Annotated in this window: 28 protein-coding genes; 16 read left to right on the top strand and 12 right to left on the bottom strand. The window is 34.7% G+C overall.

Going from position 1 to position 24,672, the window contains the following annotated elements:
* Nucleotides 1-40: 40 nt before the first annotated feature.
* The 3 genes from ABS911_RS07145 (at nucleotide 41) to ABS911_RS07135 (ending at nucleotide 2,965) form a co-directional block, all read left to right on the top strand.
* Nucleotides 41-973, top strand: a complete 933-nt coding sequence (locus ABS911_RS07145) for a hypothetical protein (protein ID WP_350466999.1) — start codon at nucleotides 41-43, stop codon at nucleotides 971-973.
* 88 nt (nucleotides 974-1,061) lie between these two features.
* Nucleotides 1,062-1,784: an EAL domain-containing protein gene (locus tag ABS911_RS07140; RefSeq protein WP_350466998.1), complete on the top strand. Its 723-nt coding sequence runs from the start codon at nucleotides 1,062-1,064 to the stop codon at nucleotides 1,782-1,784.
* Between the two features lie 62 nt (nucleotides 1,785-1,846).
* Nucleotides 1,847-2,965, top strand: a complete 1,119-nt coding sequence (locus ABS911_RS07135) for a GGDEF domain-containing protein (protein WP_350466997.1) — start codon at nucleotides 1,847-1,849, stop codon at nucleotides 2,963-2,965.
* A gap of 159 nt (nucleotides 2,966-3,124) precedes the next feature.
* On the opposite strand, the gene ABS911_RS07130 is transcribed toward ABS911_RS07135, so the two are convergent.
* On the bottom strand, nucleotides 3,125-4,102 hold the full coding sequence (locus ABS911_RS07130) for an NAD-dependent epimerase/dehydratase family protein (RefSeq protein WP_350466996.1): 978 nt from the start codon (nucleotides 4,100-4,102) through the stop codon (nucleotides 3,125-3,127).
* Nucleotides 4,103-4,224: 122 nt separating this feature from the next.
* Here ABS911_RS07130 and ABS911_RS07125 point away from each other — a divergent pair, with 122 nt between their 5' ends.
* The gene (locus ABS911_RS07125; RefSeq protein ID WP_350466995.1) at nucleotides 4,225-5,424 is read left to right on the top strand and encodes a helix-turn-helix domain-containing protein; all 1,200 of its coding nucleotides are present in this window, start codon (nucleotides 4,225-4,227) and stop codon (nucleotides 5,422-5,424) included.
* A gap of 27 nt (nucleotides 5,425-5,451) precedes the next feature.
* Here the strand turns inward: ABS911_RS07125 and ABS911_RS07120 are convergent, their stop codons facing one another.
* From ABS911_RS07120 to ABS911_RS07110, 3 genes are all read right to left on the bottom strand, one after another.
* On the bottom strand, nucleotides 5,452-6,054 hold the full coding sequence (locus ABS911_RS07120; RefSeq protein WP_350466994.1) for a hypothetical protein: 603 nt from the start codon (nucleotides 6,052-6,054) through the stop codon (nucleotides 5,452-5,454).
* Nucleotides 6,055-6,332: 278 nt separating this feature from the next.
* On the bottom strand, nucleotides 6,333-6,776 hold the full coding sequence (locus ABS911_RS07115) for a DUF2812 domain-containing protein (protein WP_350466993.1): 444 nt from the start codon (nucleotides 6,774-6,776) through the stop codon (nucleotides 6,333-6,335).
* A 2-nt stretch (nucleotides 6,777-6,778) separates the two neighbouring features.
* Entirely contained in the window at nucleotides 6,779-7,093 is a 315-nt protein-coding gene (locus tag ABS911_RS07110; RefSeq protein WP_007725073.1) for a PadR family transcriptional regulator, read from the bottom strand.
* Nucleotides 7,094-7,372: 279 nt separating this feature from the next.
* On the opposite strand from ABS911_RS07110, the gene ABS911_RS07105 reads away from it, so the two are divergent.
* Both ABS911_RS07105 and ABS911_RS07100 read left to right on the top strand, forming a co-directional pair.
* Complete coding sequence (locus ABS911_RS07105; protein WP_350466992.1) at nucleotides 7,373-8,047, top strand: response regulator transcription factor; 675 nt, start codon at nucleotides 7,373-7,375, stop codon at nucleotides 8,045-8,047.
* Nucleotides 8,044-9,282 (top strand): sensor histidine kinase, encoded by a 1,239-nt coding sequence (locus ABS911_RS07100; RefSeq protein ID WP_350466991.1) that lies wholly within the window; start codon nucleotides 8,044-8,046, stop codon nucleotides 9,280-9,282. Before ABS911_RS07105 ends, ABS911_RS07100 begins: the two co-directional genes overlap by 4 nt.
* Before the next feature lie 231 nt (nucleotides 9,283-9,513).
* On the opposite strand, the gene ABS911_RS07095 is transcribed toward ABS911_RS07100, so the two are convergent.
* Nucleotides 9,514-10,386, bottom strand: coding sequence for a nuclease-related domain-containing protein (locus tag ABS911_RS07095; protein WP_350466990.1), 873 nt, complete (start codon nucleotides 10,384-10,386; stop codon nucleotides 9,514-9,516).
* Between the two features lie 140 nt (nucleotides 10,387-10,526).
* On the opposite strand from ABS911_RS07095, the gene ABS911_RS07090 reads away from it, so the two are divergent.
* From ABS911_RS07090 to ABS911_RS07050, 9 genes are all read left to right on the top strand, one after another.
* On the top strand, nucleotides 10,527-11,276 hold the full coding sequence (locus ABS911_RS07090; RefSeq protein ID WP_350466989.1) for a polyphosphate polymerase domain-containing protein: 750 nt from the start codon (nucleotides 10,527-10,529) through the stop codon (nucleotides 11,274-11,276).
* On the top strand, nucleotides 11,273-11,956 hold the full coding sequence (locus tag ABS911_RS07085; protein ID WP_350466988.1) for a DUF4956 domain-containing protein: 684 nt from the start codon (nucleotides 11,273-11,275) through the stop codon (nucleotides 11,954-11,956). The genes ABS911_RS07090 and ABS911_RS07085 overlap by 4 nt, the downstream gene beginning before the upstream one ends.
* On the top strand, nucleotides 11,956-13,860 hold the full coding sequence (locus ABS911_RS07080; protein ID WP_350466987.1) for a carbohydrate-binding domain-containing protein: 1,905 nt from the start codon (nucleotides 11,956-11,958) through the stop codon (nucleotides 13,858-13,860). The genes ABS911_RS07085 and ABS911_RS07080 overlap by 1 nt, the downstream gene beginning before the upstream one ends.
* 409 nt (nucleotides 13,861-14,269) lie before the next feature.
* Nucleotides 14,270-14,932: a deoxynucleoside kinase gene (locus tag ABS911_RS07075; RefSeq protein ID WP_350466986.1), complete on the top strand. Its 663-nt coding sequence runs from the start codon at nucleotides 14,270-14,272 to the stop codon at nucleotides 14,930-14,932.
* Nucleotides 14,929-16,107, top strand: a complete 1,179-nt coding sequence (locus ABS911_RS07070) for a NupC/NupG family nucleoside CNT transporter (RefSeq protein ID WP_350466985.1) — start codon at nucleotides 14,929-14,931, stop codon at nucleotides 16,105-16,107. The genes ABS911_RS07075 and ABS911_RS07070 overlap by 4 nt, the downstream gene beginning before the upstream one ends.
* Nucleotides 16,108-16,239: 132 nt before the next feature.
* A complete protein-coding gene (locus tag ABS911_RS07065) occupies nucleotides 16,240-16,989 on the top strand; it encodes a sulfite exporter TauE/SafE family protein (RefSeq protein ID WP_350466984.1) in 750 nt (249 codons plus the stop codon).
* A 121-nt stretch (nucleotides 16,990-17,110) separates the two neighbouring features.
* Nucleotides 17,111-17,485 (top strand): hypothetical protein, encoded by a 375-nt coding sequence (locus ABS911_RS07060; RefSeq protein ID WP_350466983.1) that lies wholly within the window; start codon nucleotides 17,111-17,113, stop codon nucleotides 17,483-17,485.
* A 56-nt stretch (nucleotides 17,486-17,541) separates the two neighbouring features.
* A complete protein-coding gene (locus ABS911_RS07055; RefSeq protein WP_350466982.1) occupies nucleotides 17,542-17,799 on the top strand; it encodes a hypothetical protein in 258 nt (85 codons plus the stop codon).
* Between the two features lie 204 nt (nucleotides 17,800-18,003).
* Nucleotides 18,004-18,414, top strand: coding sequence for a cupin domain-containing protein (locus ABS911_RS07050; RefSeq protein ID WP_502880512.1), 411 nt, complete (start codon nucleotides 18,004-18,006; stop codon nucleotides 18,412-18,414).
* Between the two features lie 123 nt (nucleotides 18,415-18,537).
* Here ABS911_RS07050 and ABS911_RS07045 read toward each other — a convergent pair whose 3' ends face one another.
* The 5 genes from ABS911_RS07045 to ABS911_RS07025 form a co-directional block, all read right to left on the bottom strand.
* Complete coding sequence (locus ABS911_RS07045; protein WP_350466981.1) at nucleotides 18,538-18,792, bottom strand: hypothetical protein; 255 nt, start codon at nucleotides 18,790-18,792, stop codon at nucleotides 18,538-18,540.
* Between the two features lie 105 nt (nucleotides 18,793-18,897).
* Nucleotides 18,898-19,617, bottom strand: coding sequence for a DUF8817 family protein (locus ABS911_RS07040; RefSeq protein WP_350466980.1), 720 nt, complete (start codon nucleotides 19,615-19,617; stop codon nucleotides 18,898-18,900).
* Between the two features lie 282 nt (nucleotides 19,618-19,899).
* A complete protein-coding gene (locus tag ABS911_RS07035; RefSeq protein WP_350466979.1) occupies nucleotides 19,900-20,508 on the bottom strand; it encodes an alpha/beta hydrolase in 609 nt (202 codons plus the stop codon).
* A 38-nt stretch (nucleotides 20,509-20,546) separates the two neighbouring features.
* Nucleotides 20,547-21,539 carry a ring-cleaving dioxygenase gene (locus tag ABS911_RS07030; protein ID WP_350466978.1) on the bottom strand — a complete coding sequence of 331 codons (993 nt, stop codon included), beginning with the start codon at nucleotides 21,537-21,539 and terminating at the stop codon, nucleotides 20,547-20,549.
* A gap of 42 nt (nucleotides 21,540-21,581) precedes the next feature.
* Nucleotides 21,582-22,517, bottom strand: a complete 936-nt coding sequence (locus ABS911_RS07025) for a ring-cleaving dioxygenase (RefSeq protein WP_350466977.1) — start codon at nucleotides 22,515-22,517, stop codon at nucleotides 21,582-21,584.
* 365 nt (nucleotides 22,518-22,882) lie between these two features.
* Here ABS911_RS07025 and ABS911_RS07020 point away from each other — a divergent pair, with 365 nt between their 5' ends.
* Complete coding sequence (locus ABS911_RS07020) at nucleotides 22,883-23,530, top strand: NADPH-dependent FMN reductase (protein ID WP_350466976.1); 648 nt, start codon at nucleotides 22,883-22,885, stop codon at nucleotides 23,528-23,530.
* A gap of 83 nt (nucleotides 23,531-23,613) precedes the next feature.
* On the opposite strand, the gene ABS911_RS07015 is transcribed toward ABS911_RS07020, so the two are convergent.
* Together ABS911_RS07015 and ABS911_RS07010 are read right to left on the bottom strand one after the other, a co-directional pair.
* A complete protein-coding gene (locus ABS911_RS07015; protein ID WP_350466975.1) occupies nucleotides 23,614-24,075 on the bottom strand; it encodes an HIT family protein in 462 nt (153 codons plus the stop codon).
* Nucleotides 24,076-24,081: 6 nt separating this feature from the next.
* The gene (locus tag ABS911_RS07010) at nucleotides 24,082-24,399 is read right to left on the bottom strand and encodes a hypothetical protein (RefSeq protein ID WP_350466974.1); all 318 of its coding nucleotides are present in this window, start codon (nucleotides 24,397-24,399) and stop codon (nucleotides 24,082-24,084) included.
* Between the last annotated feature and the right edge of the window lie 273 nt (nucleotides 24,400-24,672).

Genomic DNA, 24,672 nt, shown 5'->3' with positions numbered 1-24,672 from the left:
GCTAGCTTTGTTTTTTCATAGGAAGATTGGTGTTCAACAAGTGGTAAATAGGGAGTATGAAACAGGTGAAGGCCTGATTAAAAACTATGCAAAAGAGACTGATGTCCAATATCTATCTGAAAGTATTGGTCAATATCTTTATTATTTGCTACTTGTGGAAGATGAAAAAAATTTTAAACAACAAGTAGAAGGTTTAAGAAAAAACTTCTTAGTAAAACAGCCAAGAGGGACTTTCATTAAGTGGCTAGCAAGTTCTGAGATAACAACGAATGCTTCGATCGACGACTTTCGTATCATTGAAGTGCTTCAAAAGGCGAGCACGCAGTTCCAAGAACCATCATATTTGGAGCTGGCTAATGAATTGGAAGAGTCTTTGAATTCAACTCAGTTAACGAAGGGCATCTTAGTTGATTTTTATGATTGGAAATTACAAAAGAAAACAACTACACTTCATTTATCCTATATCAACTATCAGGTTATAAAAGAAAATACTAAAGTAAATCAAATCGCTTATCAAAAAATATTAATGGAATCAATTGATTTAGATACGCCATTTTTTAAAGAAATTTACGACGTTGATAAGCAAGTTTACTTAGCAGCTGATGAAAAATCTATTAATATGATCGACCAATTGATGATTGCTATCCAGTATGTAAATTTCACAAAACGAGTACCTAAAGTATTTGATCAATGGCTTAAAGAAGAATGGGATAAAACAGGCAAACTTTATGGCGGGTATCTCAAGGAAGATTTTACTCCAGCTGTTTCTTATGAATCAAGTGCAGTCTATGCTTTAGCTACTCTTTATTTTAAATTATCACATGAAGTAACCTATTCTGATCAAATGTATACCAAACTTTTAACTCAACCCCCTTCAGATAAAAATGCTGATTATTCAATGATTCACTTTTTTGATTATATGTGGTCAGAAACCGTTGAAGTCTTACATGGAAAAGACTTCATTGTTAATTAATAGGTTAGATACTAAGAAATAGCGGACTTATTGTCTTATTATTTCACATAAATGACCGATTGAAGTAATAATAAGGGGAGGTCTTTAAATGGATGAATTTCAACTTCATTTCCAGCCTAAATTCGATGTGCAAAACAATCGAATTGTTGGATATGAAATTTTATTAAGAAATAAAGAACTAAATCCGTATTATCCAGCAATTAAAATGGATAACATTATTCATAATAAAGAAGAGCACAAACATTTTTTAGTATGGTTTCAAGAGGAACTGGTGCAGTTGTTAAAGTCGTTTCCAACAATCCAATTTTCTATTAATTTTGCACCAAAACAATTACTTTACCCAGAGACCCATGTTTTTTTCACTAACATGCAACATTATGCTAAACAAGTAATCATCGAAATAACCGAAGATCCCCCATTATTTGCTGCTTCAATTGAACCTATTGATTCTTTAACGTTTGATAAGAAATTTCAGTCTGCTTTTGCATCAATCAAGGCAAAAGGTTATTGCATTGCATTGGACGATGTCGGTTCAGGTATGAATTCTTTAGATGAGGTTTTAAAATATATTCCTTATCTAGACCAGATTAAATTTTCAATTGTAAAATGCACTAAAAAAGATTTAAATGAAGAAACTTTGCATCTTTTTTTGAATGCTTGGCAACAATTTGCTGAAGATTATCACCTCGTTTTTATCGTGGAAGGCATTGAAGATCAAGTAACAAGTGATGAATTGAAAGAAAAAGGAATTTTGATTCAGCAAGGTTACTATTTTGGAAAACCTTCAAAAAATATAAAAAAGTGTTGTTAAGTAATTACTGAATTTCTTTACTTTATTATTCTCTGTGACTGGCTGATGGAAGGAGTTTTTTTATGCTGTCATCTGTTTTCTTGAGTGTTATTGCCAATATTTCGATTCTCTGTACAGCATCTTATATATTTGTTAAATTGATTCCGAAAAAGAAAATCTATACGCTTGATCTGAAACAAAAGCTTTGGATGATTGCATTAGCTTGTTTGGCGAGTTTTCTTTTAATGCTTTTTTCAGTTGATTTGCCTGAAAAAGTCATTTTAGATTTTAGATATGTTATTTTGATTTTGCTGGTTTACTATTTTGGGTATCCTGTGGCTGCTCCAACAGCTTTTTTAATGGCCGCTTTACGTCTTTTATGGGGAATCAATCCTGCTTCGACTCGAACAGCGTTGATGTATCTTCTTCTGGGGTTAGTATTGCCATATGTGTCTAAAAAAATAGCGAAACAATTTAATAAATATGCCGTCTTATTAATGCTTAATGCTATTTGTGTTTCAGCCATTATGATTAATTTATTCTTTTTATATAATGATGTTTTATTCAGTGCTACAGTTTGCTTTATCCTACTTATTCTTTCCAGCAGTATAGTGATTGTTGTTACTGCTTTTATTGAAGATTTGATAAAAAATCGTAATCTGTATTTAGATGAACAAAAACGGGCAAAAATAGATTACTTGACTGGTTTGTACAATATGAGAGCCTTTAATAAAAAATGGCAAACGATTCCAGCAAATGATTCAATTCAAACAACAGCCTTCATGATGTTGGATATTGATCATTTTAAATGGATCAATGATACTTATGGGCATGCGAATGGTAATTTTATTTTACGACAGTTAGCTACAATTCTGACAGTAGGAGCCCCAGATAGCGAACTGGTATACCGTGTTGGAGGAGAAGAATTTTGTTTGATAGTAAATAATATGTCTTATGTAGAACAAAAAAAAGCTGCGGAAAAAATCAGATCAAGTGTAGCAAATAAAGAATTTTTGTTAGAAAATGGGGAAGTTATTTATATTACTATCTCTATTGGATTGGGAGCTTCTACTCAAAAAAAAGATATGAAAAATCTTTTTCGACTAGCAGATCATTGTTTATACATAGCTAAAGATCAAGGGAGAAATAGAGTAGTTGCAGCAACGATGGATAATTTAGCAGAAAAAAATAAAACGGAGTAGTTCATTCTACTCCATTTTTTGCGTTGTTAGAACGTTCATTGCTAGTGGATGATTTATATAGTCTTCTATGACGAGGTAGAATCATCCACGTCAATTTTTTATTGCTTGCATAAAAAAGGATGCCAGTCATTTTAATAATCAACATCTAAAAGGACTCAATTAATGTACTTCTACACATTTTGCTAAGGTATCTTTAATAGACTGAAGAACGTCGTGGTCTTTTATTCCTAGCACAGACATCGTATCTTGTGGATTAAGATATAAATCTTCTGTTTGAAGTTTAGTACTTACGACCATATGCATACCATGTTCTAAGCCTTTTTCAGCAGCATTCCTATCAATTTCTTCATAAACAGGTTTCATTTTTTCATAATCGACTACAGGAACTTGAGTGGTTTCTGATTGTCCTAGTGCATCTACCATCATTTGGAAAAAATCTTGAAATTTCATATTTAATGCTGAAATAGCATACGTATGACGGTGTTTTCCTTTCTCCATAGCACCAACAGCTGCTTCGGCCACTTGTTCGACAGTAACCATGGCTGTGCCACCTTTTAATACCGGATAAACAGATTTGCCTTTTACTTGATCGGTATACATTTTCCACAGAGGCATTCTTCCAGATATTGTTCCGAAAATATAAGGCAAACGTAAAGAAGTAACGATCATACTGCCTTCTCCCTCTGCAAATGCCACTTGTTCTTGTAATAAGCGAGTATTTGGATAAGCTTGGTTTCTTAAGTGGTATTCAGGCATTCTTTCTGCAAACTCAGCAAAATAAGAACCGAAAACGACAAATTTCTTTATACCTGCTTCTTTAGCCAGCCGAGCCAATCGTTGTGTTGGCAACACATTTGCTTCATAGAAAAATTTCAAAGCTGGTTTTTGTGGAACAATTCGTTCATCTGCACCAGCAGCATAAATAAATCCTTCACAATCTTTTAATGATAAACGAATTTCTTCATCGGTTAGTTCATTGATATTTCCTAAGCTGCATTCTACTTCCAATGGCAATAAATCATCTGTGGGCATTGGAGGTAACGCCATTGTCTTGACTTTGTAACCTTTAGACAATAATTCTTTTATGGTGTAATAACCTAAAAATCCTGTTCCGCCTAATACAAATACTTTTGACATTTGAATCACTCCTTTTGTTTTTTAATTCACATATAGTATAAAATATTATATTGTGAAATAATCATTAAAAAAAGACTAATCACTAACTTTATAGTAAAATAATTAATAAAGGAGACATTTGCATGGTGAATAATTTTCCGTATACGAGTGTAGATTATTTTTCGCAAAAATTTAAACCGACAGATTTAAGCATAAAAAAAGAAACGATTAATAAATCTGAAGCAGTACATTATCGTGATGAAGTTGAATTCTTGGTTATTCTAGAGGGCGTTGCTGCAATTGAAATCAACAATACTCAGTTTCCACTTTCACAAGGAGATTTTATCCAGCTTATGCCATATCATGTGAATAGACTTCTCGTTAGCGGAAAGCAATCGGTCAAGCTGTTTCGCATCCGTTTTTCTATCGGACTGTTATTATTGATCAGCACAGATAAAACAAGGTATCTAAATGCGATCAAACAATTGGATAGATCCATTCCGGTCATTTCTTTAGATGAAACCGCTAGAAAGCAAATCGAATTTCTATGCGAATCTATTTACACCGAAAAGCAACAAACTAACGAAAATATGGAAGCGTTACATATCTCTTTAGTAGCTTATCTCTCCTATTTTTCGCATAAAAATAAGCAAGTGAGTGTAAGAGAAAAAGAGTTTCAAAAAAACCCAACTTGGAAAATTCTAGAATACATCCAGATCCATCATCAAGAAAAAATAACCATTCAAATTATTAGTGATTCTTTAAACATTAAAGAGGAGCAAGTAAATAAAAATCTGAGAGAACTTACGGGAGTCAGTTTTTATCAATTATTAAATCAAGTACGTATCCGAAATGCCGTAGCGTTGTTCCAGTTTGACGATTTATCTATTAATCAAATTGGGAAAATCTGTGGTTATCAAACAGAAGCTTATTTTTATAAAGCATTTAAAGAGATTATGGAAGTCACTCCGCTTACTTATCGAGAAGAGTTAATCAGTAAACCACACTTAGGGAAGTCACATGATGCGTGGGAAATTGCGATCTACATTCTTGAAAACTGCCGAAAAGAACTTTCTGTTGAAGAAGCAGCTTCAGAAATGAATATATCTAAAAAAAAGCTGAATCAGCTTCTTCATTCCGCGTTTAATACAACGTTTAAGGAATTACTTAATCTTTTTCGCATTCAAATTGGTAGAACTTTTTTAGTCTCTCTCGATTTACCTGTGCAAGATGTAGCATTAATGGTAGGATTTGCTGACTCTACTTCATTTATTCGAAATTTCAAAGCTGTTTATGGAATACCTCCAAAACAGCTCAAAAAAAAGCAGCATAATGTCCAATAAAGGATGTTATACTGCTTACCCATCTTGTTAATACTTCTTTTTAGGGTGACGATCAACGACTTCTGGATAGTTAGCAAGGATCTCTGTTCCAGCTGGGGTGATTTTATAGCCTCTAATAGTGAAATAAGGACTGATTTGGTCTTCTGTCAACTCTGCTTGAGCCAGTTCCATAAGTCCTTCTTTATTCAACTTGGAGTACCCTTTAAGTCCAAATTGTTTCAAGACGGCTTTTAGTTGTGCAGCGTTTAAGTAGGGCAAAGAATCCATCGCCGACAACTGATTTGCGTACCCTTTTTCAATGACTTCTTTAAGAGCTTGTTCTGCATTGATGCCATAATCATATTCAAAATATTTAGGGTAGCCGCTGCTAGTTGTAAACGTGCCGAACTGAATACGCCATAACAAAATAAGATGACCAGGAAGGATGTCTTCTTTAAACCGCATCATGTTTCGTTTAGGGACTAAGCTTTCGGAACTGATACTCACCAAATCTAACCACTCTTTCAAGTTGCGTTTCGGTGAAATATAAGGAACTTCCTCGTGATTTTTATAGAGGGTAAAAATTTCTTTTACATCTGGATCGGTTAAATCAAGATGGCTGTTTTGTTTATCAATATTGTTTGTGTTCATGTAAAGCACCTCATTTCATTAGCCTATTTTAGTTACTCTTATATTCTATCATCAAGAGATAGAGTATGGTTGATATTTAATTTGAATCATGTGTTGCAATCAATTGGTTACGACCTGAAGTACGTTCTATTTGCTCGTAAGGGATACCGTATTCTTCAAAAACGATCAAATAAAGATCTTAATTCTGCTCTAGTTGTTTGATTTTTTTAGTTAGATTAATGAAAAGCTTTACGTAGAGAATTACAATAACAAAGAAAAAAAGAGCTGTTATAACACCACTAATAAGGGTCCTGGAGACAAATAAATTTAAGATTGTAAAAAAAAAGTAACAAAAGTGACATAGCTGTTCCAAATCGAGTCCAGTGCGTTCTTACTTTTTTCAATAAATCAACCATCGAATCCTTGTCCGTAAAAATTTCAAGATCTCGAGATTCAGTCGTGCTAAGTTTTCTAAAATAGATCCAACTGCCTTGAAATATAGGATAAGAGTAAACCACTTCCCAACCTGCATCTTCAAAAATAGCTAGATACTCATCTAGATCTTCTAGTGTTTCTTTGTAGTCGATCCGATAAACATAATTCGCTGGAGGAGTTTGTTCAAAATGATACCTTAAGTTCTTGTAACACTTAAAATGCCAACCTTTTAAATCCATATCATGCAAAAACTCTTGCTCTTTTTCTAATTGATCTACTGTAATAAACTTAAAGACTTTTTTCTCCATGATCATATCCCTCCCTTAGAATTCATATAAAGTTCTTTGATTCGAGCTTTCTCAATCTCTAAAATTTCTTTTCCTAATCGTGTGATTTGATAGATCTTTCGATTGTTTTCTTCTTTTACCGGTTCGATCAAACCATCTTTTTTCATCTTTGATAACGTTCCGTAAATGGTTCCCGGACCTAGTGAAATTCGCTTTTTAGTCAGTTGTTCAACATGATCAATAATCGCGTATCCGTGTCTAGGTGTAGCTAAAGATAAAAGAATATAGAATGCTGTTTCAGTCATTGGGAAATAGGATTTCTTTAATTTAGTATCCATTACTATATCACACCTCGATGTATTTGTTAGTTAAACTATATCACGGTGTGATATAGTTAGCAAGAAAAAAGCATCGTACCGCGATATAGTTGTCGTGGCAAAATCGTTAAAACAATAAAACAGATTAAAGCTTATCTACACCCTTTTTGGTATGTATGAACGTAAATAAAAGAACAGATACAGAGTGATGCTAAGAAAAGTTACTGAAAATAAATGTTCTTGCGCATCTTAGCGGAGTAGAATATGCTAATCAAAAGAAGGTTTGAGGAGGTCTGGATAATGAGGTTGTTGATAGCAGAGGATGAAGAAGAATTAGCTCGTGCCATTCAAGTGATTTTGGAAAATGAAGGCTACACTGTCGATAGTGTTCATGATGGAAAAGATGCATATGAGTATGCTGTTTTAGCTGAATATGATGGGATTATTCTTGATATCATGATGCCAAAACTTTCTGGAATGGAAGTATTAGAAAAATTACGAAGTGAAGGTAATCAGACCCCAATCTTGCTCTTGACCGCGAAGTCCGCTATCGAGAATCGAATCGATGGGCTGGATTTAGGAGCAGATGATTATTTAACGAAACCATTTGCGATGGGAGAATTACTAGCGCGTATACGGGCTATGACACGCCGAAAAACGGTCTTACAAGCGAATAATTTAACATTTGAGGATTTAGAATTGAACAAAGATATTATGCGTATCAGCAATGGTCAAGACGAGATAAAGTTATCAAATAAAGAATGTCAAATCTTGCAATTATTAATGGAAAATCCAAAACAAATTTTTTCAGCCGACCAAATGATCGAACGTATCTGGGGGTGGGATGCGGATATCGAAATGAACAGTATCTGGGTGCATTTAAGTAATTTGCGCAAAAAATTAGCAGAACTAGAAGTTCATGTCAAAATAATTGCCACTCGTGGTGTGGGTTATTCGCTGGAGGTTACTAAATGATTGAGAAGCTGAGAAAGAAATTTATACTAATTACTATGAGTACCGTTTTTTTGGTGATGTCTGTCGTTTTAATAGCATTAAACGCCACGAATTATTTCCACGCAGCTGAAAGAGCAGATGAGATTTTAAATGTATTGGCTGAAAATGGCGGAGAATTTCCTGCTGAGGAATTTACAAACCAAGAACCAGGAATCTTGCCGCCAAATCAAGCAGTTTCGGCAGAGACCCCTTTTGAAACACGTTATTTTACTGCTGTTGCTAATTCTAATCGACAAGTTATTCAAATCGATACAACACGAATACGGTCGGTCAATTCTGAAACAGGACGGATTTATGCAGAAGATGTCTTATCTTCAGCTGATACAAAAGGATACGTGGATGTTTTTCGGTATAGAGTTGTAGAGCAAGAGGATGGAACCTTTTTGCTGTTGTTTGTTGACAGTCAACGGGAGCTACAGACGGTGAGAACCTTTTTTCAAAATTCATTATCCATTGGGTTCATTAGTTTAGCACTCATTTTTTTATTGGTAGTTTATTTTTCAAAAAAAATTGTGAAACCTGTTCAAGAAAGTATTGACCGTCAAAAGCAATTTATTACCGATATGGGTCATGAAATAAAAACACCTTTGGCTATTATTTCAGCTAATAACGATGTGCAGCAAATGCTTAACGGAGAAACTGAATGGACCAAAAGTACTGGAAAACAGATTCGCCGTTTAAATGGTTTAATGGAAAGTATGCTTCAGTTAACACAGATGGAAGAAGAAACCTATCAACCTAAAATTGAATCCGTTGATTTATCGCAAGTTTTACGTGAGGCATGCGAACCATACATTCTGATTGGCGAACAAAAAAATGTCCTTGTTTCCTTAGACATCCAGCCAAATGTAGTTATTCAAGCAGAAACGGAGGCAATCAACAAGTTGTGTTCACTGTTAATGGATAATGCGAATAAATATGTTCGAGAACCGGGAACCATTCAAGTTCGATTAAATAGTCATCAACATAAAATCAGATTGATTATTTCCAATACTGTTAGCGAAATGCCACAAAATTTTGATCGACTATTTGATCGCTTTTACCGGGAAGACCAAGCAAGAAAACATACTGCTGGTGGATATGGCATTGGATTGTCACTGGCCGCTACTATAGTAGAAAGCTACCATGGGCAAATCAAAGCAAGCCCGTTGAATGAAGAAACCATCGCTTTTGAAGTTGTATTGCCAACAAAATAAAAAATATTTGGGCAAGTCGCTGATGTAAATCAGAAGACTTGTCTTTTTTTTGTGTAGATTGGACATCTTATACAAAAAAATGAGAAACGGGACAAACTCCGCCAGAAATAGAAAAGTTTGTCCCAAAAAAGAGAAAATGAGACAAACTCTGCCAGAAATAGAAAAGTTTGTCCCGAAAAAGAGAAAACGGGACAAACTCCGCTAGAAATAGAAAAGTTTGTCCACTACAGGTCAGATAAGGGCATTTAGAATTCGAATAATCCTTTTTCTCGAAATCTTTCCAGCACACCAAATATAAAGTATCGAAGTAGTCAGCTTATCATTTGGGAAAAGACGTTGGTACTCCTTGATGCATGCTGAGAGCGCAGAATTAATAAAATTTTCATAACTACATGAACAACAGTGATACTGATTGCGACGTAATTCTAAATCTAATGAACTACATTCCTCGCAGCGTAGCCCTTTGCGTAAACTAGCAAATGAATAATTTGGAATATCGTTAGTAAATAACATAGGATCGATCTGATGAGCAATCAAATCTGTTGCCATTTTTTTATGGAATGTAGTCAAAGGTTTACTTTGTTTTTCAATATTATCAAAATGACTTTTCAGCTGTGAAGGCAATAGAATTCCTTCGTGCTTTGGGGCATTAAATAAAGTGAATTCTGGGTGAACATAAGTAGCATAAGCTTTGATTTCGATCCCGTACCGTAGTTCTTTCAGAAAGATGTTAAGTTTGTTTTTAGTATTTTGTACTTGAATCAAAGGATTGCTCACTTTGAAATTAGGGATCTTCACCAACATTTCTTCTCCGTAATAATATTCTCCACTATAGTTTTTTATTTCATATAAATAAAGCGTCTTTCCAGTCAGAATCAAAGAATCAATTTGAAAGGCATTTGATAAATGAGGTTGTAGAAACAAATCATTCAAAGTTAAGCAGTTAGTACTCAATTGATTAGTCATCAGATCAAATAATTGTTCACCCGAAAAACCTTTCTGCAAATGGTGCAGGTACTGCTGTTGTCTATTGGATAGGGATCCTCTTATTGCTAAAGATTCCATTATCATTAATAAATTGGGCTTTTCTCGTGGTTGATACATAAATTAAAACCTCCTTGCCAAATAGGCATCACTAACTAGATACGCATTCCACAAACAAATCTACTTCTAAATTTTTAAACTTAAGGTTCAATTAAGGTTCAAGATTTATATTATATCCATCGAGCAAGGAGGTAATGGATATGGCTAACTATCAAAGTGTTTTTGAACGAAAGGAAACAAAGTACTTAATTTCTTATGATCAATGGAATAAATTGCTTATAGAACTTAGACCTTACATGGAACTGGACCAATATGGTAAGCATTTAATCACGAACATTTACTATGATACCCCGAGTTGGTATTTGATACGGCATTCAATGAGTAAACCGCTCTATAAAGAAAAAGTTCGTTTGCGCAGTTATGGTGTTCCAACAAAAAAAGATTCAGTCTATGTTGAAATCAAGAAAAAATTTGATGGAATCGTTTATAAAAGAAGGACAAAGATGCAATTGAAAAATGCGGAAAGATTTTTAGCTCATCAAAATGAGCTGGAATCGATCAGCAATGATCAAAAGATACATGAATTTGAGTCAGTTCTTTCTTTTTATCCAGACTTAAAACCAGCTATGTATTTGTCTTATAAAAGACTAGCTTACTTTGGAAAGTTGGATGACACTATCCGAATCACTTTTGATCAAGAAATTTTATACCGAACGGAAGATCTTTCTTTATCATCTGGATCGTATGGAGAGCCGATTTTACCGGAAAATCACTTATTAATGGAAATAAAAATTTGTGGAGCAATGCCTGTATGGCTCGCCCGTATTTTATCTGATCAGCAAATTTACCCAACAAAATTTTCTAAATATGCTAATGGGTACCAAGATTATCTAAAGAAACAAGGAGAAACAACAATAGAAGTAAAAGAAAGAGAGGTTTATAGTGCATGAGTGAGTTATTTAATAGTTTATATATGGAAAGCACGTCTGCGTTTTCAATCACGAGTTTTATTTTTTGTACACTAGCAAGTTTGATTTTAGGGGGATTTGTTGCCTGGACCTATATGCACCAAAATCAGTATTCTAAAGGGTTTGTAGGCACATTATTTCTACTACCAGCAATGGTGCAAATGGTTATCATGTTGGTTAATGGAAATGTAGGAGCTGGAGTTGCTGTAATGGGAGCATTCAGTCTAGTACGATTCCGATCAGTTCCGGGCTCGGCTAAAGAAATCAGCAGTATTTTCCTAGCAATGGCTATTGGTTTAGCAACTGGTATGGGTTATATAGGATTTGCTGTAGTATTCGCCTTGATCATTTGCGGTGTAATGATGTTATTGAATCTTTCCCGCTTTGGCGAAATGGGTGAACAGGCCCGTATGTTAAAAATCACTATTCCCGAAAATTTGGATTATAGCACAATATTTGATGATGTTTTCGAACAATACTTATCCAGTTATCAAATGCTAAGAGTGAAAACGACTAATATGGGCAGCTTGTTTCGCCTTGAATACACCATTGAGTTGAAAGATCAAATGCAAGAAAAACAATTAATTGATGCTTTGCGTTGCAGGAATGGAAACTTAGAAATTATTTGTGGACGCTCGCTATCTGGAAAGGAAGAATTATAATGAAAAAAAAGATGAAATATACGAAAATTACCCCATTTTTATCTCTAGCTGTTTTAGTAATGCTGGCGGGATGCCAAGCGACTTCTTCTGACACTGTTCAAAGTGCAGAATCTGATGCAACAGCAACTGACTCAGGGACTACAGTAAGTGCTGCAGACTATGATTTAGACTTCAGTTCAGATGATCTTGAGGTCGGGTATGATGAGTCTGATTCAACCACTATTCAATTGGCTGATAATCAAAGCACGAGTAGCGGAGAGGGAGCAACGATTGATGGAAATGTTGTTACCATTACAACCGGAGGAACATATTTGATCAGCGGAACTCTTTCAGATGGTCAAATCAACGTAACGGCTCCCGATACTGAAGAAGTTCATTTGATCTTTGACGGAGTAGACATTACTTCTTCAACAACGGCTCCTTTACTGATTGAAGAAGCTGATAAAGTCTTTGTGACATTGGCAGAAGGATCAGAAAATACATTGACTGACAAAGCTGGAAGTACAGCAACACTTGGTACGGATGCTGATGCGACTAGTATTGACGGAACAATTTTTAGTAAGGCTGATTTGACATTGAACGGCTCTGGAAACTTAACGGTAAATGGAAATACAAATCATGGAATTGTATCAAAAGATGATTTGATTATCGTAAGCGGAACGTATCAAATTACTGCAGCTGGACAAGGTTTGTCAGGAAAAGATGCAGTTAAAATCAAAGACGGAACATTTACGTTGAATACGGGAACTGATGCGATCCAATCTGATAATGATCAAGAAGAAGGCAGAGGATTTGTTTATATTGCTGGTGGAGATTTTACTATTGATGCTGAGCAAGATGGTATCCAAGCCGAAACGTTACTTCAAATTGATGGTGGAACATTTGACATTACTGCAGGCGGTGGAAGTGCCAATGCAGTAGCAAAAACACAAGAAGGTATGGACTTCTTTGCTCAAAAAGCCGATGAAGAAGAAAATGCGGATAGCGATGAGATTAGTTCAACAAGTACAAAAGGATTGAAATCTGTAAGTGAGTTGATTGTTAATGATGGCACGATTGCAATTGATTCAGCTGATGATAGTGTTCACACTGATGGCAATCTGACACTTTCAGGTGGGAGTCTGACTTTAACTTCTGGCGATGATGGCTTGCATGCTGATAATGATTTGCAATTAAGCGGTTCGACTGTTGCTATTACAGAAAGTTATGAAGGTATTGAAGGAAAGACGATTACAATAAGTGACGGAGAGATTAACGTTTTTGCTAGTGATGACGGAGTGAATGTGTCGGGCGGAGATTCAACAACAACTGAACAAGCAACAGGTCCGGGTGAATTTGCCAGCAACAGTGAAAATACGTTGGTCATTTCTGGTGGTACATTAACAGTGAACAGCAGTGGTGATGGATTAGATTCAAACGGAACGATTGAAATTTCTGGTGGTGTGACAACTGTTAGCGGACCAGAAAATGACGGCAATGGTACAATCGATTCAAATGGAGAAGCTACTATTACTGGTGGAACGTTAATGGCTACTGGAAGTTCAGGAATGGCCGTAACTTTTGCAGATAGTTCTAGTCAAGCAAGTGTTTTATATGGATTTGAGACGACTTATGAAGCAGGTAGTGAAATTGAATTAAGCGATGCAGATGGAACGGTTCTGTTATCATGGACAGCAGATAAAAATTTCACTTCTGTACAGTTCAGCTCAGCAGATATAGCAGTAGATGAAACTTATACCTTATCCGTTAATGATGAAACGTTTGAGGTCCCGATTGCATCAATCGCAACAACCGTGGGAACTACAACTGGGCAAATGGGAGGCGGCATGCAACAGCCAGGAAATGGCGGCGACATGCAGCAACCTAGTGGAGAAAAACCAGATAGTATGCCAGCGCTTAATTAAATAATGAGTTTATAAACAAAAATAGACAAGTCAGGTGAAAGTATCCTGTAACTTGTCTATTTTTTCTCTTTTGGATAAACTAAGTGAAAAAATAATTAGAACGATCTATTTTCATAGATAATTATGATACAATAGGATGTCTTTTCTAGTAATAAAATGTAGGAACTAAACTTCTATACATAAATCTGATAAAAGCACAATATGTTGTGTTTTTTTTATTTTAAATAGCATATGTTGTGTTTTTGTTGATATAATAAAAAAATAAGAGTATCATAGCTAGTGTGCTAATAAATGAACAGAAACTAAGTAACAAAATTTCTGGAAAATACCAAGATAATAAACAGCAATTAAATAGAAAAAGGGTAGCTCAATGGGCTGCTCTTTTTCCTTGAAATAAGGAGAGGGGTAGATGGCGATTTTAGTAATTGGTGGAATGATCGGAGCAGGAAAAACGAGTGTGGCTGAACTTTTGGGAGGCTCTTTGGGTACTGAGGTCTTTTATGAAAATGTAGAGGACAATGAAATCTTGCCTTTATTTTATACAGCAAGTGAGGAGGAACAAAAAGTAAAACGGTACCCGTTCTTACTGCAATTGGAGTTTTTGAATAGTCGGTTTAAAAGCATCAAAGAGGCGCTACATAATCAAAACAATGTTTTAGATCGATCAATCTATGAGGATTGGTATTTTGCGAAAGTAAACACTAAACTAGGGCGTATTTCAGAAACGGAATTCAGTATATATGAAAAATTGCTTAATAATATGATGGAAGAATTACAAGAATTGCCCAAAAAATCACCTGATTTAATGATCTATTTACAAGGATCTTTTGAAACGATTCTTTACCGTATTGGTTTGCGCGGCAGAGACTTTGAGCAAGATCAAGGGTTGCTAGATTACTATAGAGCTCTTTGGGAAGGCTATGACAATTGGGTCGCCAAACATTATGATGCCTCTGAGGTGTTGACTATCAACATAGATAAGATTGATGTAGTCAATAACCCTGCAGATGCCTATACGGTTGTAACAATGGTTAAAGATAAATTAGTAGAGATGGAGATAAGTAATAAATGAATAAATTAATCACGATTTTAGGAATTATAGTTATGTTGGGGATTGTCTATCTCTTATCTGATAATAAAAAAGCTATTAATAAAAGAACAGTACTTACTGCTTTAGGAGCGCAAATTGTTTTATCTTTATTCTTAATTAAAGTTCCTATTGGTAGTTGGATCATTGAACAATTAGCAAGTGGTGTAACAAAGCTGTTTAGTTTTGCTAATGAGGGACTAACTTTTGTATTTGGGGATTTATTTGGACAAGGGTATTTCTTTATTGATGTACTGGGGGTCATTATTTTCTTATCGGCTTTAACAGGTATTCTAGGTTACTTAGGTGTAGTTGGTTGGGTAGTGAAAGTAATTGGAGGTGCTGTAGGCAAATTGTTAGGCACAGAGAAAGCAGAGTCGTTTGTAGCTGTGGCAAATATGTTCCTAGGACAAACAGAGGCTCCTTTCTTAGTAGCCAAATATCTGCCAAATATGACGAATTCTGAACTGATGACGGTTTTGGTTTCAGGAATGGGCTCAATGTCAGCTTCTATTTTAGTAGGATATAATTTGTTAGGTATTCCTATGAAATGGCTGCTGATCACAACTGCTTTAGTTCCGTTTGGGTCAATGCTGGTTGCTAAAATTTTGACACCTGAAACAGAAATCAGCCAAGTATCAGACGTAACGTTAGACCGGAAAGGGTCTAATACGTCAATTTTTTCTGCAATGGCTGAAGGAATCAATAATGGTTTGCAAATGGTTCTAGGTATTGGTGCTAGTTTGATTGCTGTGATTTCGATTGTAGCCTTGTTAAACAGTATTTTAGGTTTAGTAGGAACAAGTTTTACAGAGGCCTTAGGCTATGTCTTTCTACCAATTGGTTGGTTGATGGGGCTAAATGGTTCTGAAGCAATGATTGCTGGGCAAATTTTAGGTACTAAAATGTCTATTAATGAATTTGTTGCTTATGCCGACTTAGCGCCTATGATGGCTGAACTATCTGAACGAGCTGTAGCTATGTTATCCATTGCTGTAGGTAGTTTTGGAGCGTTTGCCAGTATTGCGATCTGTGTAACAGGATTATCAGTATTTGCGCCAACTAGGAAAAATGATTTATCTAAACTTGCTCTACGAGGAATGTTAGGTGGATTTATTGTTCCTATTCTATCTGCCATGTTTGTTGGATTATTTTTATAATAGATTTTTATATTAAGCAAAAAAACCATTAACTCTAAATAGTTAATGGTTTTTTTGTTTAATATAAAGGTTTGAAATTTAACTATGATACAATAAAGATTAACTATTCAATTGTAAAAGGAGTTTTTTTTAATGCCTGTTTCTGTCATTATTTTAGTGGTTTTAATCGTTTTTTTAGGTTCACTGACCCGTTCTACTTTTGGGTTTGGAGATTCAGTTATTTCTATGCCTTTATTAGCGTTACTTCCGCTTTCTATTCATACAAGTGTTTCTCTTATAGGTTTAACTGGTTTGTCTGTGGGGCTCATGGCCATATTTTCTGCATGGAAGTATATTGATCGTCGTATTCTTATTCTTCTCTCGCTTAGTACGTTTGTTGGAATTCCTATTGGCCTTTATTTAGTCAAAAATATGTCTCAAGAAAGAGTAACACTAATTTTAGGGATTTTTCTTCTTTTCTATGGTGTTTATTCATTAATAAAACAACGATTCCAACTGGAATTACCTAAAAAGTGGAAAGAAAGTAATTTTTTACCATTGCCTTTTGGTCTTCTTTCAGGTGTTCTTGGAAGTGCCTATAACATGAACGGAATTCCCATTGTAGTTTATGGTACCTTCAGAGACTGGGAAATGAAGACCTTTCAAAGTACTCTGCAGAGCCATTTTATTATTTCAAGTCTTTTAATAGTTCTCGGACAAGCATTAGGTGGATTTTGGTCAAAAGAATTATTTATCTTTTATATTGCTTCGCTTCCAGCAATTTATCTAGCTCACAAAGCTGGCAAGGGAATTCGACAACGACTTCCGGTACATCGATTTGAAACTCTCCTATTCTTTTTTATTATTTTTTTAGGAGGGATGCTTTTATTAAGCGTATCCTAAAATGACAAATAACTTTATTGAAAATAGCGCTTTCGAAACAGGTGTACTAACGTTATAATTGTTTCATAATTAAACCAATCATTTAACAACTAGATGCAGAGAATAAAAGGAGGATTTAAAAATGAGCGATCGCGATAAGCAAAATAAATATAATCAACACAGTAATATTTCGAATTCTTTATATGCTAGAGTAAATGTTGGTCAAGATGCCAACAAAAATTCGCTAGATAGTGCTGAACCTGTACACACAGGAGGGAGTATGAACAATGATGATGAAAGAGTGAGTGATAATAGTACATTTACTCATACTTTAGTATTTTACGTTATTGGATTATTAACGTCTGCTATCGTAGGATTTGGTATTTTTAAGTTATTCCAAGATTATTTTTATGGTGATGGTGTGAACCAAGCGTTACCATCGTTTTTGCTGATAGCAGGGTCTCTTTTGATTGGCTTTATTATCTCAGCAGCTATTCTTAAAAAAATAAAAATTTAGTTAGTAATAAGAATTTTTTTGTCAAAAAAATAATAAACTAAATAGGAGATTAATTTATGAGGAAAATACCATTGCTCGTTTATGTCTCACTTGTTTTTGCGTTAACTGGTTGTGAAATGATGTCCGAAGACAAAGCTGAACAACTAATTATAGAAGAGTACAGTAATCAGTTAGGTGAGGCTACGATTGTTTCTACAGAAAAAATAGATAACGAGTACTTAATTGAATGGGAAAATAAGAATGATAAATATAGAGGTACAAGCAAGGTTTCAGCAGATGGAGAAATAACAATGATAGAAGCGGAAATTGAATAACTGTAGTTAGATTTTTTCACCAATAGCCATTCTTCATGGTGAAATTGCTCGTTTGTTGGTTGATAAAATGAAAGAAAAATTGACAGTTTAGTTTAAAGAGTTTAAAGATGACTTTTCTATTTGGAAGCGCTACAATAAACGTGGAATCCTGTGTAGAAGAAGTAGATAATTACTAGTAACTAGATCAAAAGGAGGGGAATAGCAATGGAATTTAGAGATCATGGCAAAAAACCTTATATGTTCGACATTGAAGAGGCAACTATCCAGAATACTAATTTTCGTACCACGATTTGGACAGGCAAAAAACTACAATTAACGGTGATGTCCATTAAGGAAAATGAGGAAGCGGGATTAGAAGTTCATGAAGGCATTGATCAGTTCATTCGTATTGTAGAGGGTCAAGGAGTATGTAAAATAGGTAAAACCATAGATAATTTAAACTTTGAAAGAGCTATTACAAAGAATGATGCTGTAATGGTGCCTGAAAACATGTGGCATAACATCATCAACACAGGTGGTAAACCCTTAAAGCTGTATACATTATACTCTACACCAGAGCACAAAGAAGGAACAATTCATATTTCGCGCGAAGATGCACCGCCACAAGTTGATTAAAAGTAGATAATTTCGATAAAGATAAAAGTGAAAAAACAGATTAGGTGCTGCAATCAACTGCGCACCTAATCTGTTTTTTATAACTATTTTAAAAGGAGTGCGGATTAAGCTAAGACAATAGTCTTAATTTCGTCCAATAAACCCTTTGGTTGCTAATACTTTAGCAGCGTGTTTATCTGCCGGTACATAACCTTTTTCAAGTAAGTCGTTGATGTACAATCTGTTGTAGATGAAAGCAAAAATTAAGCTAGAGAAATCCAATGAAAGGGCAGCGCAAACGAGTTGAATAAAGAACCATTTAAAGTCTCCACGAAAGAGAGCAGGCATAAAAGCAAAAAATAAGGTCGTCCATGAAAAACCAATTTTTATGTGTTTCATTTGGCGAGTGCGCGGATTGGTCAAAGATATTTTCATCAGGATCACGTTCCTTTCGTTTGTTATAAAGTATAACATATGTCTAAAAGGAACATGGCTAAACAGAACTTAGAGTAATTTTTCTTTTAATTGTTCAAAAAAGAGAATACTATCTCCAACTTTGTCTTGTTCGCTTAATTTCTCAAACCATTCCTCGGCTTGAGTCAAATAGTTTTTAGAAGTTGCTAGTTCACCCAACAGAGTGTTCATATCTGCAAGTAATACAAGTGATTCGAAAACAACTTTTGGATTTTCGTTCTCCCAATCACTTTTATTTAGCCCTCTTGTAATCATTTTAATAGCTTCTTCGGGACTTTCATGTGAATACGCGAGTGTATTGCTTTCTCTATAAAGCTTTTCTAGCAAAGTGCTGCTAATGTCTTCTTTCTTCTCATGTGGTTCCACAAACATAAAATAATTTCCGTTGGGATCGGTCAAAGTAAAACGACGATCTGAATTTAGATCTCTTAGTAAACTAATTTTGGGATAACCTGAGCGTTTCAACTGTTTTCCTGTATTTTGCTTGTAATTTTCTTGCAAAGAGTAGTATAAATCGTCTATGTTTACTGTTGAAATTAAAATCATGTTTGTTGGAGTAGGAATTTCTAATTTTTTATATGCAAACAAATGAAACGTAAGCTGTGCATATTCTAAAATGGCATATCCACCCGAACGTTTTTGGTTTTCATACTGGTTAACAAAACCTAAATTCTTATAAAACAGTACAGTTTCTTTAAAATCTTTTGCCGGTAGTACTGAAATGGTAGAAATAATCTCAAAAGACGTCATACATTTCCTCCTTTAGTAAAATAATCAACTTGAAAAGAACATTATTTTTGTTGGTGAATGTGATTTCATAATAGAGTAAAAGAGACACATGGTTAACGACAGTTGCGAATGTGGAACTTTTTCTTCATAAATCTTTAATAGTTCTAGTTTTAAATGTTCGTTAGTTTGTAACTCATTGAAATAAGTATAGTAATAATCAAAAAATAATAAGCCTTAAGCGAAGTAGATCATTCGTTTAAGGCTTATTTTTATTTAGGCTAAATTATCTAAGTCAACATTTTTTTAAGCGTAAGTTAGTTGGTACCATTTAGCAGCAGCAGCAACTTCACTATACGTTAATTGATGTTGGTTGCTTTCCCAGTGAATCTCAACTTGGGCATGTGCTTTTTCCAGCGTAGCATACAATTCTTCTGATTCTTTTGAAGGGCAGATTGGATCGTTTGTTCCAGCACTGATAAAGACAGCTTTGCTTGTTAAATCAGGTAAAGAAATGCCTCTTCTAGGGACCATCGGGTGGTGCAAAATAGCTCCAGACAATGCATCACCATAATGAAAGAGAAGACTAGCAGCAATGTTTGCACCATTTGAATACCCTATAGCTAAAATGTTTGTGCGGTTAAACTCATACTGACTAGCAGCTTCATCAAGAAATGCATTTAATTCTTTTGTACGGAAAATTAAATCTTCTTCATCAAAGATTCCTTCAGCAAGTCGGCGGAAAAAGCGTGGCATGCCATTTTCTGAAACATTTCCTCGTACACTTAAGACATTTGCATCTGGATCGATTTCTGTTGCAAGAGGAAGCAGGTCATGTTCAGTGCCTCCAGTTCCATGTAGTAGAAGCAAAGTCGGTTTCGTTTGATCTTTTCCTTTAATAAATAAATGTTTCATACTATTCCTCCTTCATTATTCTATTCCTAATAGGTCATTTACTCTAAATACTCTTTTTCAAATACTTTTGTGCTGCGTACAGTATCAATAGGACGTACCAATGATTCAATACGACTACGGTCATTTCTAAAATCTGGCGGTAAAGCAAGTGTTTCACCTAAAGTCTCAATGGATTCTTCATCATCAATAAATCCAGGTTCGTCTGTAGCTAGTTCAAATAAAATCCCAGGATAGATATTTGTATACGTTGATTCAAAATAAAAACGATCGACATATCCTGAATTTGGCAGCCCAAAACCTTGCATCCGTTCCGTCCAATAGTCAAGATTCTCACGATTTTTTGCACGGAAAGCAACATGATGTACGCTGCCGTATCCTTGTCTTCCATGTGGCATACTCGTATTTGATTCAACAATGATTTGAGCGCCGTTACCACCAAATTCTCCAACTTCAAATTGGTGGTAGTCTCCCTCAACTGCGATTTCTTTGAATAAAAGAACTTTTTCAAGAACTTGCTTCATATAGTCAAAATTTGAAACTCTAAAGAAAATAGGACCTAAACCGGTAATGGAAAATTCGTCAGGGACAGGACCTTTATGCCATGGTTTTCCAGAAGCGACTCCAGTATCGTTTTCATCCGAGATCAATTGGTATTGTTGTTCATCAAAATCTTCAAATTGTAAAGTCATGATTCCAAACATTTCTTTGATTTCTCCATGTTTAACAGCATATTTGTCAAATCGTTTAACCCAATAATCCAGCGCTGCATCAGTTGGTACACGAAAAGAAGTTCTTGAAATGTCATCCGTTCCTTTTGATCCTTTTGGAATATTTGGAAAATCAAAGAAAGTCATATCTGTTCCTGGACTGCCGCTTTCATCTGCGAAGAATAGATGGTAAGTGTGAATATCATCCTGGTTGATTGTTTTTTTTACCAAGCGAAGACCTAAAACATTTGTATAAAAGGCATAGATTTTTTCAGCGCTACTTGTTATTGCGGTTACGTGGTGAATTCCTGCAAATTCGTTCATAGATTATTCCTCCAATTAGTTGGTTTAGTTTTGAAATATAGTTTAATCCAATTCTCTGACTTCAATTGGAATAAGTTTAGTGATCAATTTTTCTCGCGCGCTTTCATATTGAGTTGGTAGTTTTAAGCTTTGTCCCATTGTCTCATAAGATTCATCATGTGCAAAACCAGGAGTATCGGTTGCTATTTCAAATAAAATATCGCCATATTCTCTAAAATAAATAGCGTTAAAATAGTTGCGGTCTTTTATTTCTGTTACACCGTACCCTTTGTTATAAATATAGTCTTGCCAATCAATATGATCAGCTTCATCTTTTGCACGCCACGCAATATGGTGGACAGTTCCAACGCCCATTATCCCTTGAGCAAGTGCACTTTGTTTAACATCAATAATATTTCCAATTTCTCCATAAGCTTTCAACCGAATAAGATCGTCTTCTTCAGCAACTCTTTCCAAACCCATCGTTTCTTGAAGCGTTTCAATCGTTGAATTTGGATCTGTTGAATACAATATCGCTCCGCCAAACCCTTTTATGGCTACATCAGGGGTTACTTCTCCAAAAGTCCAATTGTTTAATTGACCATCTGCACGTTCAACTAATTCTAGTTGTAAACCATGGTAGTCTTCAAATTGTAAATAAGTTTCACCAAAACGACTTGCTTTCTCGTAATGGATTGCAAATTTGCTTAATCTATTCTCCCAATAAGATAATGATCCAACTGGAATAGCATAAGTGGTCACACCAACTTGACCTCCGCCAATTTTTCCCTTTGCAGCTCCAGCCCAAGGGAAAAAAGTAATAATCGTTCCAGGTTTTCCACCGTCATCTCCAAAATATAAATGATACGTACCTGGATCATCAAAATTGACAGTCTTTTTAATAAGTCGCAAACCTAAAATGCCAGCATAAAAATCGACGTTTTCTTGAGGGTGCCCAACGATAGCTGTAATGTGGTGAATACCTGCTGTTTTCTTCATATCAATCGCTCCTTATAGGTTTAATAGTTGAACTACAGATTTTAAATGTTATAAAGCTACATGTAATGATTAAATTTAATTACGAATTAATATATTACTAATTCGAGGTAATTGTAATACGATTAATGTATTTTGTCAAATAGAGTAAACTACTCTTGTATTTTACTAACCTGTTATAGAAGAAACCTTAATTCAGAGGCGTATCAAAAAGAGAAATCACTTATTTTTAGTAAAAATCTTTAATTAAGAATAAATAGACTTGTATTAATTTTTTATCTGTGGCATACTTGTAAATGTACTTACGAAATGTAAGTGTTAATTGGTGGGTGACCTTCAATTAAATGATTAGTAACGGAGGGCACACATTGGCTAACAAATCAGTATTTACTAGAATGAGCGAAGCTCTATTTGGGAAAACAGAACAAACAAAAACAGAAGAAAAGGGGAACAAAATTATGAAAATCGGTATTATCTCAGGAAGCGTACGTGTAGGAAGAAACTCAGCAGCTGTAACAGAATGGATTCATGAATTTGCAGTAAACAGAAACGATGAAGGTGTCGAATATGAAATGGTTGCTTTAGCAGATTATGATCTACCATTATTGGGAGCTGAATTATCTGAAGACCGCCAAGCATCAGCAGGCGCAGCGATTCAAGCATGGTCAGAAAAAATGGCTTCATTTGATGGATATGTCTTTATCACTCCAGAATACAATCATGCAGTTGGTGGAGCATTGAAAAATGCTTTAGATTTCTTAAAAGCAGAAGTTGCGAATAAAACTGCAGCATTAGTTGGATATGGTAGCTTAGGTGGCGCACGTGCTCACGAAAACATGCGTGTGATTTTAGGGGAACTAAGTGTAGCTTCTGTACACACAACAACAAACTTCTCTCTAATGACTGATTTTGAAAACATGAGTGTTTTCAAACCAAATGACTACAATAAGGTTAATGCACAAGGCATGTTTGATGACTTATTGTTATGGACTAAAGCTCTTAACACAATTAGATAAGCATAAAAAATAAAAAACTATCAACCACCAGAAGAAATTTGGCGGTTGATAGTTTTTTTGTTCTTTTCTACTAAAAATGTCCCTTATACGTTATTCAGTAAAGAACATAAGGAATGACTATCAAGAGAGTGTTGTTTTACTTTTTGATTAGTCCAAAAATCGTCTTTTATGTATCGAGGAATGATATGTGTATGAAAGTGAGTTCCTTCCATCATAGAATGACCATTATTTTTTATTGAGGTAACACCTAAAACTTCAAAGTTATTTTCTATAATTTTTATAATACTTTTTTCTAAATCAATTAGTTCATGCAACTTTTCCCTTGGTAAATCATAAATATTGGCATAATGATTTTTGCTTATAATTAGTAAATGCCCTTTTTGAATAGGATTTATATCGAAAATCATAAAAAAGTTTTCTGTTTCTTTTATTTTTTGTTCTGGATAGATATTATTACAAAAAATACAGTTTTCCATTTTGCTTACCTCCTTAGGGTTTTCAATAGCTATATTAAATTTTAATAGTGTAAAGCGTATTAACTTCAATACCTTTTAGTTTTGTATTTGTTGAAGATAGACAATAAAGCTCACTATAGTTAGCACAATCAAAATAGCTAACGTAATTAAAGATTGACTGTTTAAAGAATTAACATCCTGTTTTTCGGCTTTATAATGAGGATTAACTCTTTTAATATTGTAGTCAGTATTTGTGCTCATAAAACTTCCACTGGGGAGATTAAACAAGAATAAAATAATATAAAAGATCCCCGATAGTAAACTTATAGGAGTATCCCATACAATGTTTATTAGAAATGCTGCAAAAATTGGAATAATACTTAATAAAACTAAACTTATTATTATTTTTTTCAATATAACTCCTCCATACAAATAGATTAAAGATTAATAAGGACTTGTGTAGTAGTGTTTGTTTAGTTGCAAAGCAAGAGGCCACCATTGTTTCGAAATGGATAAATTTGAAAATGAAAAAGGAATCGAATGTCAACTCAACGTAGAATTTCATTTGAGTAGACGTAATAAAGCCTAATTCGATTAACTCAGAACCGATTTTCATTTGAGTAGACGTAATAAAGCCTAATTCGATTAACTCAGAACCGATTTTCATTTGAGTAGACGTAATAAAGC

Source organism: Carnobacterium sp., assembly GCF_040274425.1.
This window is presented reverse-complemented; position numbering and strand designations above follow the sequence as displayed.

Coding starts and splice junctions, on each gene's coding strand:
- ABS911_RS07135 (WP_350466997.1), top strand. CDS start 1,847: ATGCTGTCATCTGTTTTCTTGAGTGTTATTGCCAATATTTCGATTCTC.
- ABS911_RS07050 (WP_502880512.1), top strand. CDS start 18,004: ATGGAATTTAGAGATCATGGCAAAAAACCTTATATGTTCGACATTGAA.
- ABS911_RS07055 (WP_350466982.1), top strand. CDS start 17,542: ATGAGGAAAATACCATTGCTCGTTTATGTCTCACTTGTTTTTGCGTTA.
- ABS911_RS07025 (WP_350466977.1), bottom strand. CDS start 22,517: ATGAAGAAAACAGCAGGTATTCACCACATTACAGCTATCGTTGGGCAC.
- ABS911_RS07035 (WP_350466979.1), bottom strand. CDS start 20,508: ATGAAACATTTATTTATTAAAGGAAAAGATCAAACGAAACCGACTTTG.
- ABS911_RS07070 (WP_350466985.1), top strand. CDS start 14,929: ATGAATAAATTAATCACGATTTTAGGAATTATAGTTATGTTGGGGATT.
- ABS911_RS07110 (WP_007725073.1), bottom strand. CDS start 7,093: ATGGATACTAAATTAAAGAAATCCTATTTCCCAATGACTGAAACAGCA.
- ABS911_RS07080 (WP_350466987.1), top strand. CDS start 11,956: ATGAAAAAAAAGATGAAATATACGAAAATTACCCCATTTTTATCTCTA.
- ABS911_RS07115 (WP_350466993.1), bottom strand. CDS start 6,776: ATGGAGAAAAAAGTCTTTAAGTTTATTACAGTAGATCAATTAGAAAAA.
- ABS911_RS07125 (WP_350466995.1), top strand. CDS start 4,225: ATGGTGAATAATTTTCCGTATACGAGTGTAGATTATTTTTCGCAAAAA.
- ABS911_RS07090 (WP_350466989.1), top strand. CDS start 10,527: ATGGCTAACTATCAAAGTGTTTTTGAACGAAAGGAAACAAAGTACTTA.
- ABS911_RS07060 (WP_350466983.1), top strand. CDS start 17,111: ATGAGCGATCGCGATAAGCAAAATAAATATAATCAACACAGTAATATT.
- ABS911_RS07030 (WP_350466978.1), bottom strand. CDS start 21,539: ATGAACGAATTTGCAGGAATTCACCACGTAACCGCAATAACAAGTAGC.
- ABS911_RS07075 (WP_350466986.1), top strand. CDS start 14,270: ATGGCGATTTTAGTAATTGGTGGAATGATCGGAGCAGGAAAAACGAGT.
- ABS911_RS07095 (WP_350466990.1), bottom strand. CDS start 10,386: ATGTATCAACCACGAGAAAAGCCCAATTTATTAATGATAATGGAATCT.
- ABS911_RS07140 (WP_350466998.1), top strand. CDS start 1,062: ATGGATGAATTTCAACTTCATTTCCAGCCTAAATTCGATGTGCAAAAC.
- ABS911_RS07130 (WP_350466996.1), bottom strand. CDS start 4,102: ATGTCAAAAGTATTTGTATTAGGCGGAACAGGATTTTTAGGTTATTAC.
- ABS911_RS07105 (WP_350466992.1), top strand. CDS start 7,373: ATGAGGTTGTTGATAGCAGAGGATGAAGAAGAATTAGCTCGTGCCATT.
- ABS911_RS07040 (WP_350466980.1), bottom strand. CDS start 19,617: ATGACGTCTTTTGAGATTATTTCTACCATTTCAGTACTACCGGCAAAA.
- ABS911_RS07045 (WP_350466981.1), bottom strand. CDS start 18,792: ATGAAACACATAAAAATTGGTTTTTCATGGACGACCTTATTTTTTGCT.
- ABS911_RS07085 (WP_350466988.1), top strand. CDS start 11,273: ATGAGTGAGTTATTTAATAGTTTATATATGGAAAGCACGTCTGCGTTT.
- ABS911_RS07100 (WP_350466991.1), top strand. CDS start 8,044: ATGATTGAGAAGCTGAGAAAGAAATTTATACTAATTACTATGAGTACC.
- ABS911_RS07120 (WP_350466994.1), bottom strand. CDS start 6,054: ATGAACACAAACAATATTGATAAACAAAACAGCCATCTTGATTTAACC.
- ABS911_RS07065 (WP_350466984.1), top strand. CDS start 16,240: ATGCCTGTTTCTGTCATTATTTTAGTGGTTTTAATCGTTTTTTTAGGT.